The organism is Nonomuraea sp. NPDC050202 (genome assembly GCF_040656115.1).
GTDB lineage: Bacteria > Actinomycetota > Actinomycetes > Streptosporangiales > Streptosporangiaceae > Nonomuraea.
Window position 1 is genome coordinate 1 of record NZ_JBFALF010000025.1, and the last position, 15859, is coordinate 15859.

A 15859-nucleotide genomic window follows, 5' to 3' on the forward strand; every position below is an offset into this window, starting at 1 on the left:
GAGGTCGACGCCCGTGACACCAAGCTGGGTCCGGAGGAGATCACCCGGGACATCCCGAACGTCTCCGAGGAGGTCCTGGCCGACCTCGACGAGCGCGGCATCATCCGGATCGGCGCCGAGGTCGTGCCCGGCGACATCCTGGTCGGCAAGGTCACCCCGAAGGGCGAGACCGAGCTGACCCCGGAGGAGCGGCTGCTGCGCGCGATCTTCGGTGAGAAGGCGCGCGAGGTCCGTGACACCTCGCTGAAGGTGCCCCACGGTGAGCAGGGCAAGGTCATCGCCGTCCGCGTGTTCAGCCGCGAGGAGGGCGACGAGCTTCCCCCCGGCGTCAACGAGCTGGTCCGCGTCTACGTGGCCCAGAAGCGTAAGATCACCGACGGTGACAAGCTGGCCGGCCGGCACGGCAACAAGGGTGTCATCTCCAAGATCCTGCCGGTCGAGGACATGCCGTTCCTGGAGGACGGCACCCCGGTCGACATCATCCTCAACCCCCTCGGCGTGCCGGGTCGAATGAACGTCGGCCAGGTGCTGGAGACCCACCTGGGGTGGATCGCCGCCCGCGGGTGGGACATCTCGGGCATCCAGGAGGCCTGGGCCGAGCGGCTGCGCGAGAAGGGCTTCGAGCAGGTCGCCCCGCGCACCAACATGGCCACCCCGGTCTTCGACGGCGCCCACGAGGAGGAGATCGTCGGCCTGCTCGGCAACACCATCGCCAACCGTGACGGTGACCGGATGGTGCAGCCGACGGGCAAGGCCCGGCTGTTCGACGGCCGTTCCGGCGAGCCGTTCCCGTACCCGATCGCGGTCGGCTACATCTACATCCTCAAGCTGCTGCACCTGGTCGACGACAAGATCCACGCCCGGTCGACCGGTCCGTACTCCATGATCACCCAGCAGCCGCTCGGCGGTAAGGCCCAGTTCGGTGGCCAGCGCTTCGGTGAGATGGAGGTGTGGGCGCTGGAGGCGTACGGCGCCGCGTACGCGCTGCAGGAGCTGCTGACCATCAAGTCCGACGACGTTCTCGGCCGGGTGAAGGTCTACGAGGCCATCGTCAAGGGCGAGAACATCCCCGAGCCGGGCATCCCCGAGTCCTTCAAGGTGCTCATCAAGGAGATGCAGTCGCTGTGCCTCAACGTCGAGGTGCTCTCCAGCGACGGCATGTCCATCGAGATGCGCGACACCGACGAGGACGTCTTCCGCGCCGCGGAGGAGCTCGGTATCGACCTGTCCCGGCGTGAGCCGAGCAGCGTGGAAGAAGTCTGAGGGGGAGATCGCACAAAATGCTAGACGTCAACTTCTTCGACGAGCTCAGGATCGGTCTTGCGACGGCTGACGACATCCGTCAGTGGTCGCACGGCGAGGTCAAGAAGCCCGAGACGATCAACTACCGAACCCTCAAGCCGGAAAAGGACGGGCTCTTCTGCGAGAAGATCTTCGGTCCGACCCGCGACTGGGAGTGCTACTGCGGTAAGTACAAGCGCGTCCGGTTCAAGGGCATCATCTGTGAGCGCTGTGGCGTCGAGGTGACTCGCGCCAAGGTGCGTCGTGAGCGGATGGGCCACATCGAGCTGGCCGCGCCGGTCACGCACATCTGGTACTTCAAGGGCGTCCCGTCGCGCCTCGGCTACCTGCTCGACCTCGCCCCGAAGGACCTGGAGAAGGTCATCTACTTCGCGGCGTACATGATCACGCATGTCGACACCGAGATGCGTGAGCGTGACCTGCCCTCGCTGGAGGCGAAGATCTCCGTCGAGCGGCAGCACATCGAGCAGCGCCGCGACGCCGACGTCGAGGCCCGGCAGAAGAAGCTCGAGGCCGACCTGGCCGAGCTGGAGGCCGCCGGCGCCAAGGGCGACCAGCGCCGCAAGGTCCGCGAGGGCGCCGAGCGCGAGATGCGTCAGCTGCGCGACCGCGCCCAGCGCGAGCTGGACCGGCTCGACGAGGTCTGGAGCCGCTTCAAGAACCTCAAGGTCCAGGACCTCGAGGGCGACGAGCTGCTCTACCGCGAGATGCGCGACCGCTTCGGCCGCTACTTCAAGGGCGGCATGGGCGCGCAGGCGATCCAGGACCGCCTGATCAGCTTCGACCTCGACGCCGAGGCGGAGAACCTGCGCGAGACCATCCGCAGCGGCAAGGGCCAGAAGAAGGCCCGCGCCCTCAAGCGGCTCAAGGTCGTGTCGGCGTTCCTGAACACGACCAACTCGCCGCGCGGCATGGTGCTCGACTGCATCCCGGTCATCCCGCCGGACCTGCGCCCGATGGTGCAGCTCGACGGTGGCCGGTTCGCCACCTCCGACCTCAACGACCTGTACCGCCGGGTCATCAACCGCAACAACCGCCTCAAGCGTCTGCTCGACCTCGGCGCGCCCGAGATCATCGTGAACAACGAGAAGCGGATGCTGCAGGAGGCCGTGGACGCGCTGTTCGACAACGGCCGCCGCGGTCGCCCGGTCACCGGTCCCGGCAACCGGCCGCTGAAGTCCCTCAGCGACATGCTGAAGGGCAAGCAGGGTCGTTTCCGCCAGAACCTGCTGGGCAAGCGAGTCGACTACTCCGGCCGTTCGGTCATCGTCGTCGGCCCGCAGCTCAAGCTGCACCAGTGCGGTCTGCCCAAGCAGATGGCGCTGGAGCTGTTCAAGCCGTTCGTGATGAAGAGGCTCGTGGACCTCAACCACGCGCAGAACATCAAGTCGGCCAAGCGGATGGTCGAGCGCGCCCGCCCCGTGGTGTGGGACGTGCTCGAAGAGGTCATCACCGAGCACCCGGTGCTGCTCAACCGCGCTCCGACGCTCCACCGTCTGGGCATCCAGGCGTTCGAGCCGCAGCTGGTCGAGGGCAAGGCCATCCAGATCCACCCGCTCGTCTGCACCGCGTTCAACGCGGACTTCGACGGCGACCAGATGGCCGTGCACCTGCCGCTGTCGGCTGAGGCCCAGGCCGAGGCACGCATCCTGATGCTCTCGACCAACAACATCCTCAAGCCGGCCGACGGCAAGCCCGTCACCATGCCCACCCAGGACATGGTCATCGGCCTCTACTGGCTGACCACCCAGAAGGACGGCGCGCTGGGCGAGGGCCGCGTGTTCGGCTCTATCGCCGAGGCGCAGATGGCCTTCGACCGCCGCGAGCTGGAGATCCAGGCGAAGATCCAGATCCGGCTCAAGGACGTCCTGCCGCCGCGTGACTGGGTGGCCCCCGAGGGCTGGGAGCAGGGCGACCCGATCCGGCTGGAGACCACGTTCGGGCGGTGCCTGTTCAACCAGACGCTGCCGGACAGCTACCCCTTCGTCGACTTCCAGGTCGGCAAGAAGCAGCTGTCCACGATCGTGAACGAGCTGGCGGAGACCTACCCCAAGATCGAGGTCGCCAACTCGCTCGACGCGCTCAAGGACGCCGGCTTCCGCTGGGCGACCCGCTCCGGTGTCACGATCTCGATCGAGGACGTCGTCGCGCCGCCGAACAAGCAGGACATCATGGAGAACTACGAGCGCCGGGCCGACAAGGTTCAGCGCGAGTACGAGCGCGGTCTGATCACCGACGAGGAGCGCCGCCAGGAGCTCATCGAGATCTGGACGCACGCGACGGCCGACGTCGAGACCGACATGGTCAACGCCTTCCCGGCGACCAACCCGGTCTGGATGATGGTCAACTCCGGTGCCCGTGGTAACAAGATGCAGGTCCGGCAGATCGCCGGTATCCGCGGCCTGGTGTCCAACACCAAGGGTGAGACGATCCCGCGGCCGATCAAGGCCTCGTTCCGCGAGGGCCTGTCGGTGCTGGAGTACTTCATCTCCACCCACGGTCAGCGGAAGGGTCTGGCCGACACCGCTCTGCGTACCGCCGACTCGGGTTACCTGACCCGTCGTCTGGTGGACGTGGCGCAGGACGTCATCGTGCGTGAGATCGACTGCGGCACCGACCGCGCGGTCCCGCTGCACGTGGCCGACCGCGACCCGTCGGGCAACCTGGTCAAGGCGGAGAACGCCGAGTCCAACGTGCACGGCCGCATCCTGGCCGAGGACGTCGAGGTCGACGGCAAGATCATCGCCCCGGCGGGTGTCGACATCAACGACATCCACGTGACGAAGCTGGTCGAGGCCGGCGTCGAGACGGTCCGCACCCGCAGCGCGCTCGTCTGCGAGGCCAAGATCGGTGTCTGCGCGACCTGCTACGGCCGCTCGCTGGCCACCGGCAAGCTCGTGGACGTCGGCGAGGCGGTCGGCATCATCGCCGCCCAGTCGATCGGTGAGCCCGGCACGCAGCTGACGATGCGTACCTTCCACACCGGTGGTGTGGCCGGTGCCGACATCACCCACGGTCTGCCCCGTGTCACGGAGCTCTTCGAGGCGCGCATCCCCAAGGGTGTCGCCCCGATCTCCGAGGCCGAGGGCCGGGTCCGGATCGACGAGACCGACAAGACCAGGAAGATCGTCATCACCCCCGACGACGGCTCGGAGGAGATCGCCTACCCGGTCTCGATGCGCTCGCGCCTGCTCGTGCAGGAGGGGCAGCGCGTCACGGTCGGTCAGCAGCTCGTCGCCGGTGCCGTCAACCCGAACGAGGTGCTGCGCATCCTCGGCCCGCGGGCCGTGCAGCTGCACCTGGTGGCGGAGGTCCAGCAGGTCTACCGCTCGCAGGGTGTGTCGATCCACGACAAGCACATCGAGATCATCGTGCGGCAGATGCTCAAGCGCGTGAACGTGCTGGAGTCCGGTGACACCGACCTGCTGCCCGGCGAGCTCGTGGAGCGTCCGCGCTTCGAGCAGATGAACCGCGAGACCGTGGCCGAGGGCGGGTCGCCCGCCGCCGGCCGTCCGGTGCTCATGGGCATCACGAAGGCGTCGCTGGCCACCGAGTCGTGGCTGTCGGCGGCCTCCTTCCAGGAGACGACCCGGGTGCTGACGGACGCGGCGATCCACGCCAAGTCCGACTCGCTGCTGGGCCTGAAGGAGAACGTCATCATCGGTAAGCTCATCCCGGCCGGTACCGGCATGCCGCAGTACCGCAACATCCGGGTGGAGCCGACCGAGGAGGCCAAGGCCGCCATGTACACGGTGGGCGGTTACGACGGCTCCGCCGCGGACTACACCTTCGGCACGGGCAGCGGCGAGGCCGTCCCGCTGGAGGAGTACGACTTCGGTCAGTACAACAGGTGATTTCCTAGTCGCTTGCAGGTGAAGCGCCCGGGTCTCTCGTCAGAGAGGCCCGGGCGCGTCGCGTTACGGCCCTCGTCCTGTCACGGCATGCCGTGCTCACCCCACCAGAGCCCTCCAGGGAGAGGCCCGCTGAGCCCTTCAGCGGCGGGCCGCCGCTACGGCGCATCGTGGGCCGGTGGCGTTGTCAGAGCATCGCCGTGAGAAGGTCCCTGACCTTGGTGGCCGCCTCGGTGATCGCGGTCACGCCGCCGGCGGAGGCCGTCAGCATGCTGAGGAAGCCCGTGAGGCGGTTCGGGCGCTGTTCGCCCTCCACCTCCTCCCGCAGGAGTTCGACAGCGGTGCTCGCGCCCTGAGGGTCGGCCAGCTCGTTCTGGTGGCGGGCGACGACGTTCAGCAGGCCGTTGATCAGAGTGCGCAGCTCCTCCTGCTGCGCGGCGGTGCCGTGGTCGTTGACCACGCCGTGGAAGTGGGAGCCGGGGGCGTGGCCGAAGTTCGAGCCGGGGGCGTTGCCCAGGTTGATGCCTTGGGCGCCGCTGAAGTTCCCGCCGTCGCGCTGGGTCATGGGGTGTCGCCTTTCTGCGCTGGGCCCGTGCTGCCGCGGAAGTGGGAGCCGGGCGCGTGGCCGAAGTTGGAGCCCGGGGCGTTGCCGAAGTTGGAGCCGCGGGCGTCGATCTTGTTGTGGGTGACCTGGGTGATGCGCTGGGCCACCTCGCCGGTGTCGATGCCGTGGTCGGACAGGAAGCGGCTGATGGCCTTGAACACCGCCTCGTGGACGACCTGGTCGAACATCTCGACGTCGCGTTCGATGAAGAAGCGGCGCAGGTCGTCGCCCATCGCGATCTCCCGTACGCTCCTGAGCGCGCCGTAGTCGTACAGGCCGTGGTTCTGGATGACCGTGCGGTCGTCGCGTTCCTGGCGGCGCAGGGCCGCGCCTCTGGCCGAGCGCATGGCGAGCCGGTAGGGCGCGGTGAGCAGCAGCGGGATCGTCCTGGCCGCGCCCTCCCCGATGGCGACCGCCAGGCCCGTCAGCGGGTCGGAGGAGATCCGGTCCACCTCGGAGTACTCGGGCGCCAGCGGATAGAGCATGTACGTGCTGCCCTCCAGGAAGAGGGAGCCGCGCAGCCGGATGGCCCTGATGAAGATGGTGACGATCAGCTGGCCGCCCCAGCCGAGGACCTCCACGCAGAGGTAGACGCGGGCCGAGGACTCCGGCGTCCGCGAGACCGCGCGCAGCAGCTCGGCGTCCGTCGTGACCAGCGGCGGGGCGAGGGGGTCCGGTAACAGCTCGGGGGCGTGGTTGATGTCGACGCCGTTGATGAACAGCCGCTCGGTCAGCCGGAGGTTCGGCAGCCCCGTGGCGGCCACCTCCCGCGCGAGGTGGGCGTGCACGTCGTCGGAGTGGAAGGGGCGGGGCGGGCGGTCCTTGTGCGCGGGCTTGGTGATGTCGATCGCGAACGACCAGCCGTGGTACTCCTCGCCGCTGCCGACGAAGGGGCGGTAGCCGGAGAAGACCATGACGTTCCCGTGCTGGGCCTGGACGAGGCGGCGGACCTGGCGCCGGGCGCGCGGGCCGAACGGGGCGGGGGCGGAGCCGGCCGTGAAGCGGCGGCTGGACAGGCGCCCGCCGAGGACGATGACCCTGGTGTGGAAGAGGTGCGCGGCCACCACCAGCCAGGCCGGCGCCAGGGGGAGCAGGGCGAGCACGACGAGCCTGAGCGGGCTCAGGTCGCCCGGGTCGTCGAGGTCGTCCAGGACGTCGAAGGCGTCCAGGTCGGGCAGGGCACCGGCGGCGGCCGCCGCGACGGTGCCGAGCGCGGCGCAGGCGATGAGCAGGAGGAGCACGTCGCGGACGGTGCGGTGGCGCTCGGCGGCGAGCGCGTGCTTGGCCACCGCGGGCAGCTCCACCCCGTACGAAGGGGCGGTGGCCCGGTAGGGATGGCCGAGGGTCTCCCGGATGACCTCGTGGGCGAAGGAGGCTTCGAGATAGCCGGCCGCGCACAGGTAGCGGGTGGTGTTCGTGGGGCGCTGGAGGGGAGCGGAGGTGGTGTGGTGCTCGTCCGGCACGCCGCCGCCCTGGATCTGCAGCACGGCCTCCACGCCGCCCATGCGGACGCGCTGGCCCACGGCCAGGCGTACGGGCTGGTGGATGCGCGCGCCGTCGACCCAGGTGCCGTTGGTGGAGTCGCAGTCGGCGATCCATGCCGACCCGCCGGCGAGCCAGAGCCTGGCGTGCCTGCGGCTGATCTCCTGGGAGTCGATGCGCAGGGACGCCGTGCGGCCGATCTCGGTAGGCGCCTCCGAGACGGGCAGGCGCAGGCCCCGCAGCTCGCGGGGCTTGACGAGGACGAGTTCGAAGGGGGAGGTGTGGGAGCCGGGCCAGTGCCCGTCGGCCGCCTCAGACAACGCGGCCTCCGCCCAGGTGTCGGGGGAGCCCCTGGTGCGGCTGGTCAAGGAGCTGTGGCATGTCTGTCGTCCCTCTCGACGATTCGCCACGCGACGTTATCCGCGCGGTGAGGCGCCCGCTTCAGGGAGTGACCTAGGGATTACCCTAGGGACGGTCGCACGGACTTCACCGTTCCGATGCCTGAGCTTCGGCGAAGCGCTCGCGAGATGGTCGCGAAGGCCGATATCATGGTCGGCGGAGCTGTAGATGGGCTGGATGAAAGGGCCCCCGGCGATCCGGAGTGGCAAGGCTTGCCGCCTTGTCGCGCCGTTTTGACGTGTCGCCAGGGCCTGGGTAGTCTTGAGCATCGTGCCCGTCTTCTAGCGGGCTCTCGACCGTGCGCTAATTGCGGCGCGGGACGGCTTCCTGGCTCGTATCCTCGCGGACGTGTCTGTGTGAACAGCGCGACACGCCCGAGCGCGGGGGCGCCGAGACAAGAAAAACCAGCAGGTCATGACACCGGCAGTACCTGCGAAATGCAAGACCTGATGACGTAACACCGGCCAAGGCACGAAACGGAGTGGCAGTGCCCACTATTCAGCAGTTGGTCCGCAAGGGCCGGCAGGACAAGGTCTCCAAGACCAAGACTCCTGCCCTCAAGGGGAGTCCGCAGCGGCGCGGCGTGTGCCAGCGCGTTTACACCACGACCCCGAAGAAGCCCAACTCGGCACTGCGTAAGGTGGCCCGCGTTCGGCTCACGAACGGCATCGAGGTCACGGCCTACATCCCCGGTGTGGGTCACAACCTGCAGGAGCACTCCATCGTGCTCGTGCGTGGCGGTCGTGTGAAGGACCTGCCGGGTGTTCGCTACAAGATCATCCGTGGTTCGCTCGACACCCAGGGTGTCCGCAACCGCAAGCAGGCCCGTAGCCGCTACGGCGCGAAGAAGGAGAAGAGCTAACAATGCCTCGTAAGGGTTCTCCTGGCCGTCGTCAGCTCATGTCTGACCCGGTTTACAGCTCGCCGCTGGTGACTGCCCTGATCAACAAGGTGCTTCTGGACGGCAAGCGCTCCATCGCGCAGTCGATTGTCTACGGCGCCCTCGAGGGCTGCAGGGAGAAGACGGGCAACGACCCGGTCGTCACCCTGAAGCGCGCGCTTGACAACGTCAAGCCCACCCTCGAGGTCCGCAGCCGTCGTGTCGGTGGCGCGACCTACCAGGTGCCGGTCGAGGTGCGCGCCGCGCGCAGCACCACCCTGGCCCTGCGCTGGCTGGTGCAGTACTCCCGCGCCCGCCGCGAGAAGACCATGACCGAGCGCCTCATGAACGAGCTCCTCGACGCCAGCAACGGCCTCGGGGCGAGCGTCAAGAAGCGCGAGGACACCCACAAGATGGCCGAGTCCAACAAGGCCTTCGCTCACTACCGCTGGTAGTGGGATCGACGAGACGACGAGGACGCGAGAGAAGTGGCCACCCAGACCGCTCTTGACCTGGCCAAGGTCCGAAACATCGGGATCATGGCCCATATCGACGCGGGCAAGACCACCACGACCGAGCGCATCCTGTTCTACACCGGGATCAACTACAAGATCGGTGAAGTCCACGAGGGCGCTGCCACGATGGACTGGATGGAGCAGGAGCAGGAGCGCGGCATCACGATCACGTCTGCCGCGACCACCTGTGAGTGGATCGGTCACACGATCAACATCATCGACACTCCGGGTCACGTCGACTTCACCATCGAGGTCGAGCGCTCGCTGCGCGTCCTCGACGGTGCCGTCGCCGTGTTCGACGGTGTGGCCGGTGTCGAGCCGCAGTCGGAGACGGTGTGGCGTCAGGCTGACCGCTACGACGTCCCCCGGATCTGCTTCGTCAACAAGATGGACCGTGTCGGCGCGGAGTTCCACCGCTGCGTCGACATGATGATCAGCCGCCTGGGCGCGACCCCGGCTGTGATCCAGCTTCCGTGGGGCGTTGAGGCCGACTTCAAGGGCGTCATCGACCTCATCAAGATGAAGGGCCTCATCTGGAGCGCCGAGGCGGCCAAGGGCGAGATGTACGACACCGTCGACATCCCGGCCGACCACGCCGAGGCCGCCCGTGAGTGGCGTGACCGCCTCATCGAGACGGTCGCCGAGAACGACGACGAGCTGATGGAGCTCTTCCTCGAGGGCACCGAGCCCAGCGAGGAGCAGCTGGTCGCGGCCATCCGCCGCGCCACGCTGGCCAGCGCCATCAACCCGGTCCTGTGCGGCACCGCGTTCAAGAACAAGGGCGTGCAGCCCCTGCTCGACGCGATCGTCGCCTACCTCCCCGCCCCGACCGACATCCCGGCCTTCAAGGGCCACGCGGTCGGCAACGAGGAGAAGGTGATCGAGCGCCACGCGGACCCGACCGAGCCGTTCTCCGCCCTGGCCTTCAAGATCGCCAGCGACCCGCACCTGGGCAAGATCACCTACATCCGCATCTACTCGGGCACGCTCGAGGCCGGTTCACAGGTCATCAACTCTGTGAAGGGCAAGAAGGAGCGGATCGGCAAGATCTACCAGATGCACGCCAACAAGCGCGAGGAGCGCCCGCAGGCGATCGCTGGTCAGATCGTGGCCGTCATGGGTCTGAAGGACACCACGACCGGTGACACCCTCTCCGACCCGTCGAACCAGGTCGTGCTCGAGTCGATGACGTTCCCGGCTCCGGTCATCAACGTCGCCATCGAGCCCAAGACCAAGGGCGACCAGGAGAAGCTCTCGACCGCCATCCAGCGCCTGGCCGAGGAGGACCCGTCCTTCCAGGTCCGCCGCGACGAGGAGACCGGTCAGACGGTCATCTGGGGCATGGGCGAGCTTCACCTGGAGATCCTCGTCGACCGTATGCGTCGCGAGTTCAAGGTCGAGGCCAACGTCGGCCGCCCGCAGGTCGCCTACCGCGAGACCATCCGCCGCAAGGTGGAGAAGGTCGACTACACCCACAAGAAGCAGACCGGTGGTTCCGGTCAGTTCGCGCGGGTCATCATCGACCTGGAGCCGCTGGGCGAGGGCAACGACGGTTACGAGTTCGAGAACAAGGTCACCGGTGGCCGCGTCCCGAGGGAGTACATCCCGTCGGTCGACGCCGGCGCCCAGGAGGCCGCCGAGTTCGGCGTGCTGGCCGGCTACCCGATGGTGGGCGTGAAGGTTACGCTGACCGACGGTGCGGCCCACGACGTGGACTCCTCGGAAATGGCGTTCAAGATCGCCGGTTCGATGGCCTTCAAGGAGGCCGCGCGCAAGGCGGACGCCGTGCTCCTCGAGCCGATGATGGCCGTCGAGGTGACCACGCCCGAGGACTACATGGGTGATGTCATCGGTGACCTCAACGGTCGCCGCGGGCAGATCCAGGCGATGGACGACCGGGCCGGTGCCAAGGTCGTCCAGGCGCTCGTGCCGCTGTCTGAGATGTTCGGCTACGTGGGTGACCTGCGTAGCAAGACGCAGGGGCGCGCGAGCTACAGCATGCAGTTCGACTCCTACGCGGAGGTGCCTCCGGGCATCGCCAAGGAGATCGTCGCGAAGGCCCGGGGCGAGTAGTTTCCAGTCCGATCCCGCGAGGGATCGGACCGGGACTTCTGTCCTGGTCCCTGGTGGGGTGGTGCGAGCCACCCCGCCGCCAAGGGGTTCGGGAGTTCCCGGGCCCGAGTGTGTAGACGAAAGTCAGTCAGATTCTCAAGGAGAGAACCAGTGGCTAAGGCCAAGTTCGAGCGGACCAAGCCGCACATGAACATCGGCACCATTGGGCACATCGACCACGGCAAGACCACGCTGACCGCGGCGATCACCAAGGTGCTTCACGACCGTTACCCCGAGCTGAACAAGGCGACCCCGTTCGACAAGATCGACAAGGCGCCCGAGGAGAAGGCTCGTGGTATCACGATCTCCATCGCGCACGTCGAGTACCAGACGGAGAAGCGTCACTACGCGCACGTTGACTGCCCGGGTCACGCCGACTACGTCAAGAACATGATCACCGGTGCCGCCCAGATGGACGGCGCCATCCTGGTGGTCGCCGCCACCGACGGCCCGATGCCGCAGACGAAGGAGCACGTCCTCCTGGCCCGCCAGGTCGGCGTCCCCTACATCGTCGTGGCCCTCAACAAGTCCGACATGGTGGACGACGAGGAGATCCTGGAGCTCGTCGAGCTCGAGGTCCGCGAGCTCCTGTCCGCTCAGGAGTTCCCCGGCGACGACCTGCCCGTCGTCCGCGTCTCCGCGCTCAAGGCTCTTGAGGGCGACGAGAAGTGGGCCGACAGCATCATCGAGCTGATGAACGCCGTCGACGAGAACGTCCCCGAGCCCCCGCGTGAGACGGAGAAGCCGTTCCTCATGCCGGTCGAGGACGTCTTCTCGATCACCGGTCGCGGCACCGTCGTCACCGGTCGTATCGAGCGCGGCATCGTCAAGGTCAACGAGCAGGTCGACATCATCGGCATCAAGCCGGAGAAGACCACGACCACCGTCACCAGCATCGAGATGTTCAACAAGATGCTCGACGAGGGTCACGCCGGTGACAACGCCGCCCTGCTGCTCCGCGGCATCAAGCGCGACGACGTCGAGCGCGGCCAGTGCATCATCAAGCCGGGCACGACCACCCCGCACACCGAGTTCACCGGCCAGGTCTACATCCTGTCCAAGGACGAGGGCGGCCGCCACACGCCGTTCTTCAACAACTACCGTCCTCAGTTCTACTTCCGTACGACTGACGTGACCGGTGTTGTGAACCTCCCCGAGGGCACCGAGATGGTCATGCCGGGCGACAACACCGAGATGCGCGTTGAGCTGATCCAGCCCATCGCCATGGAGGAAGGCCTCAAGTTCGCGATCCGTGAGGGTGGCCGCACCGTCGGCGCCGGTCGGGTCACGAAGATCATCAAGTAGCTAGACCGTCGGGGCGGCGGTCGGCCCCGAACCTTCGGGCCGGCCGCCGCACCGTGTAGGGCCCCATGCAGAGGCGCCGTGATCCAGCAGTCACTTCGGCCCAGTGACCGAAGTCACTGCCGGATCACGGAAGAAAAGGCAGATCGACTACGTCTGCCTCGTGGGGTTAATGCGGGATTGCACCTGCATGAACACACAGCGGCACAGGCCGCACGATACTTTTTCAGACGACAGCGAAGGACACCGAGGCCACTATGGCGGGACAGAAGATCCGCATTCGGCTCAAGGCCTATGACCACGAGGTCATCGACAGCTCGGCCAAGAAGATCGTCGAGACGGTGACGCGGACTGGCGCGAAGGTCGCAGGCCCGGTGCCGCTGCCGACCGAGAAGAACGTGTACTGCGTCATCCGCTCGCCGCACAAGTACAAGGACAGCCGCGAGCACTTCGAGATGCGCACGCACAAGCGGCTGATTGACATCATCGACCCGACCCCCAAGACGGTTGACTCGCTCATGCGGCTCGACCTCCCCGCGGGTGTCGACATTTCGATCAAGCTCTGAGGGAACGCACTGACATGGCTAAGACGATCAAGGGCGTCCTGGGCAAGAAGCTCGGCATGACCCAGGTCTTCGACGCGGACAACCGGCTCGTCCCGGTCACCGTGGTCGAGGCCGGTCCGTGCGTGGTGACCCGCGTCCGCACCGCAGAGAAGGACGGCTACTCCGCCGTTCAGCTCGGCTTCGGGCAGGTCGACCCCCGGAAGGTCAACAAGCCGCTCGGCGACTACCTGCGTAAGCACGACATCACCCCGCGCCGTTACTTCGCGGAGATCCGCACCGACGACGCGAGCGACTACACCCTGGGCCAGGAGCTGCTGGCCGACACCTTCGAGGCGGGCCAGTTCGTCGACGTGACGGGCAAGAGCAAGGGCAAGGGCTTCGCCGGTGTCATGAAGCGGCACGGCTTCGGTGGTCTGGGCGCGTCGCACGGTACGCAGCGCAAGCACCGCTCGCCGGGTTCCATCGGTGGCTGCGCCACCCCGGGCCGCGTTTTCAAGGGTCTGCGCATGGCTGGCCGGATGGGTAACGTCCGCACCACTGTGCAGAGCCTCAAGGTTCACGCCGTGGACGCCGAGAAGGGCCTCATCCTGATCAAGGGTGCGATCCCCGGCGCCAACGGCAGCCTGGTCCTCGTCCGTACCGCTGCCAAGAAGGGGGCTGCCAAGTGAGCACCACTATTGACGTCCTCGACGCCAGCGGCGCGAAGGCCGGCACCGTCGACCTGCCCGAAGACATCTTCGGCGCCAAGGTCAACGTTCCGCTGATCCACCAGGTGGTCGTGGCCCAGCTCGCCGCTCGCCGGCAGGGCACCCACAAGGCCAAGACCCGCGGTGAGGTCTCCGGCGGTGGCAAGAAGCCGTACCGCCAGAAGGGCACCGGCCGCGCCCGCCAGGGCTCGACCCGCGCTCCGCAGTTCACCGGCGGTGGCACCGTCCACGGCCCCGTGCCGCGCGACTACTCGCAGCGCACGCCCAAGAAGATGAAGGCCGCCGCCCTGCGTGGCGCCCTGTCCGACCGGGCGAGCGGTAACCGCGTGCACGTGGTGAGCTCCCTGGTCTCGGGCGAGACGCCCAAGACCAAGGCCGCGCTGGAGGCCCTGCGCAAGATCACCCAGGCCGCCCGCGTCCTGGTCGTGGTCGACTCGGACGACGAGCTGACCTGGCTGAGCCTGCGCAACGCTCCCGAGGTCCACCTGCTGGACGCCGGGCAGCTCAACACCTACGACGTGCTCGTGCACGACGACGTGGTCTTCACCCAGGAGGCGTACGACCAGGTCGTGGCGCGGCTGAGTGGCGGGAAGGAAGACGCCTGATGGAGAAGATCGCCGACCCGCGCGACATCATCATCAAGCCGGTCGTCTCTGAGAAGAGCTACGGCCTGATCGATGAGAACAACAAGTACACGTTCCTGGTGAAGAAGACCGCGAACAAGACCCAGGTCAAGATCGCCGTCGAGCAGATCTTCGGGGTCAAGGTCACCAGCGTGAACACGATCAACCGGCAGGGCAAGCGCAAGCGCACCCGTACCGGTTACGGCAAGCGTCCCGACACCAAGCGCGCGATCGTGAGCCTGGTCGAGGGCGATCGGATCGACATCTTCGGTCAGATCGGCTAGCAGCCATAGAAGTGAGTGGGTCCCCCTAGGGCCCGCGGGGCTGAGACCGTCGCACCTCGGTGCGGCGGGCTCACCCATGTAACCGACGAAGGATGAACGAAAAAGATGGGCATCCGTAAATACAAGCCGACGACTCCGGGTCGCCGCGGATCCAGTGTCTCGGACTTCTCCGAGATCACCCGCAGCACCCCTGAGAAGTCGCTGCTTGCGCCCCTTCACAGCAAGGGCGGCCGCAACGTACACGGCCGGGTCACCGCTCGCCACCAGGGCGGCGGTCACAAGCGCGCCTACCGGATCATCGACTTCCGCAGGCACGACAAGGACGGCATCCCGGCCAAGGTCGCTCACATCGAGTACGACCCCAACCGCACCGCCAACATCGCCCTGCTCCACTACGCCGACGGCGAGAAGCGCTACATCATCGCGCCGACCGGCCTCAAGCAGGGCGACAGGATCGAGAACGGCCCCGCCGCCGACATCAAGCCGGGCAACTGCCTGCCGCTGCGTAACATCCCGACCGGTACCTTCATCCACGCGGTGGAGCTCCGTCCGGGCGGTGGCGCCAAGCTCGGCCGCTCCGCGGGCGCGCAGATCCAGCTCCTCGCCAAGGAGGGCCAGTACGCCACGCTGCGTATGCCGTCCGGTGAGATGCGCATGGTGGACGTGCGCTGCCGCGCCACGGTGGGTCAGGTCGGCAACGCCGAGCAGGCCAACATCAACTGGGGTAAGGCCGGTCGTATGCGGTGGAAGGGCAAGCGCCCGACCGTCCGCGGTGTCGCGATGAACCCCGTCGACCACCCGCACGGTGGTGGTGAGGGCAAGACCTCCGGTGGTCGTCACCCGGTGAACCCCAAGGGCAAGCCCGAGGGCCGTACCCGTCAGGCGAACAAGGCCAGCGACAGGCTGATCATCCGCCGTCGGTCCAAGAGGAAGAAGCGGTAGGAGCAGCCGAAATGCCACGTAGCCTTAAGAAGGGTCCCTTCGTGGACGACCACCTTCAGAAGAAGGTGGACGCCCAGAACGAGAAGGGCACCAAGAATGTCATCAAGACGTGGTCGCGTCGCTCCATGATCGTTCCCGACATGCTCGGGCACACGATCGCCGTGCACGACGGCCGCAAGCACGTCCCGGTGTTCGTCACCGAGTCGATGATCGGGCACAAGCTCGGAGAGTTCGCCCCCACGCGTACGTTCCGCAGCCACGTCAAGGAAGACCGCCGCAGCCGGCGGTAA

Annotated in this window: 13 protein-coding genes and 1 pseudogene; 12 read left to right on the top strand and 2 right to left on the bottom strand. The window is 67.2% G+C overall.

Annotation, left to right across the window (positions count from 1 at the left end; genetic code table 11):
* Together AB0I79_RS43380 and AB0I79_RS43385 are read left to right on the top strand one after the other, a co-directional pair.
* Positions 1 to 1263: pseudogene (locus AB0I79_RS43380) on the top strand (DNA-directed RNA polymerase subunit beta); the annotation flags it as partial.
* A 17-nt stretch (positions 1264 to 1280) separates the two neighbouring features.
* Positions 1281 to 5156: a DNA-directed RNA polymerase subunit beta' gene (locus AB0I79_RS43385; protein ID WP_357886221.1), complete on the top strand. Its 3876-nt coding sequence runs from the start codon at positions 1281 to 1283 to the stop codon at positions 5154 to 5156.
* Between the two features lie 184 nt (positions 5157 to 5340).
* Here the strand turns inward: AB0I79_RS43385 and AB0I79_RS43390 are convergent, their stop codons facing one another.
* A complete protein-coding gene (locus tag AB0I79_RS43390) occupies positions 5341 to 5718 on the bottom strand; it encodes a DUF5955 family protein (protein WP_357886223.1) in 378 nt (125 codons plus the stop codon).
* Positions 5715 to 7607, bottom strand: coding sequence for an FHA domain-containing protein (locus AB0I79_RS43395; protein ID WP_357886225.1), 1893 nt, complete (start codon positions 7605 to 7607; stop codon positions 5715 to 5717). Before AB0I79_RS43395 ends, AB0I79_RS43390 begins: the two co-directional genes overlap by 4 nt.
* Before the next feature lie 518 nt (positions 7608 to 8125).
* Here AB0I79_RS43395 and rpsL point away from each other — a divergent pair.
* The 10 genes from rpsL to rpsS all read left to right on the top strand — a co-directional run bounded on the left by rpsL (position 8126) and on the right by rpsS (position 15859).
* Positions 8126 to 8500, top strand: a complete 375-nt coding sequence (rpsL, locus tag AB0I79_RS43400) for a 30S ribosomal protein S12 (protein WP_020542315.1) — start codon at positions 8126 to 8128, stop codon at positions 8498 to 8500.
* 2 nt (positions 8501 to 8502) lie between these two features.
* On the top strand, positions 8503 to 8973 hold the full coding sequence (rpsG, locus tag AB0I79_RS43405; RefSeq protein ID WP_043623423.1) for a 30S ribosomal protein S7: 471 nt from the start codon (positions 8503 to 8505) through the stop codon (positions 8971 to 8973).
* Positions 8974 to 9006: 33 nt separating this feature from the next.
* A complete protein-coding gene (gene fusA / locus AB0I79_RS43410; protein WP_357886226.1) occupies positions 9007 to 11106 on the top strand; it encodes an elongation factor G in 2100 nt (699 codons plus the stop codon).
* A 150-nt stretch (positions 11107 to 11256) separates the two neighbouring features.
* Positions 11257 to 12450, top strand: a complete 1194-nt coding sequence (gene tuf / locus AB0I79_RS43415; protein ID WP_043623429.1) for an elongation factor Tu — start codon at positions 11257 to 11259, stop codon at positions 12448 to 12450.
* A 254-nt stretch (positions 12451 to 12704) separates the two neighbouring features.
* Positions 12705 to 13013: a 30S ribosomal protein S10 gene (gene rpsJ / locus AB0I79_RS43420; protein WP_012887830.1), complete on the top strand. Its 309-nt coding sequence runs from the start codon at positions 12705 to 12707 to the stop codon at positions 13011 to 13013.
* A 14-nt stretch (positions 13014 to 13027) separates the two neighbouring features.
* On the top strand, positions 13028 to 13681 hold the full coding sequence (gene rplC / locus AB0I79_RS43425; protein WP_148439698.1) for a 50S ribosomal protein L3: 654 nt from the start codon (positions 13028 to 13030) through the stop codon (positions 13679 to 13681).
* Complete coding sequence (gene rplD, locus AB0I79_RS43430; RefSeq protein WP_357886227.1) at positions 13678 to 14325, top strand: 50S ribosomal protein L4; 648 nt, start codon at positions 13678 to 13680, stop codon at positions 14323 to 14325. Before rplC ends, rplD begins: the two co-directional genes overlap by 4 nt.
* Positions 14325 to 14627 carry a 50S ribosomal protein L23 gene (gene rplW, locus AB0I79_RS43435; protein WP_080043238.1) on the top strand — a complete coding sequence of 101 codons (303 nt, stop codon included), beginning with the start codon at positions 14325 to 14327 and terminating at the stop codon, positions 14625 to 14627. The genes rplD and rplW overlap by 1 nt, the downstream gene beginning before the upstream one ends.
* A gap of 105 nt (positions 14628 to 14732) precedes the next feature.
* Positions 14733 to 15569, top strand: coding sequence for a 50S ribosomal protein L2 (rplB, locus tag AB0I79_RS43440; protein WP_080043237.1), 837 nt, complete (start codon positions 14733 to 14735; stop codon positions 15567 to 15569).
* A gap of 11 nt (positions 15570 to 15580) precedes the next feature.
* Positions 15581 to 15859, top strand: coding sequence for a 30S ribosomal protein S19 (gene rpsS, locus AB0I79_RS43445; RefSeq protein ID WP_030451498.1), 279 nt, complete (start codon positions 15581 to 15583; stop codon positions 15857 to 15859).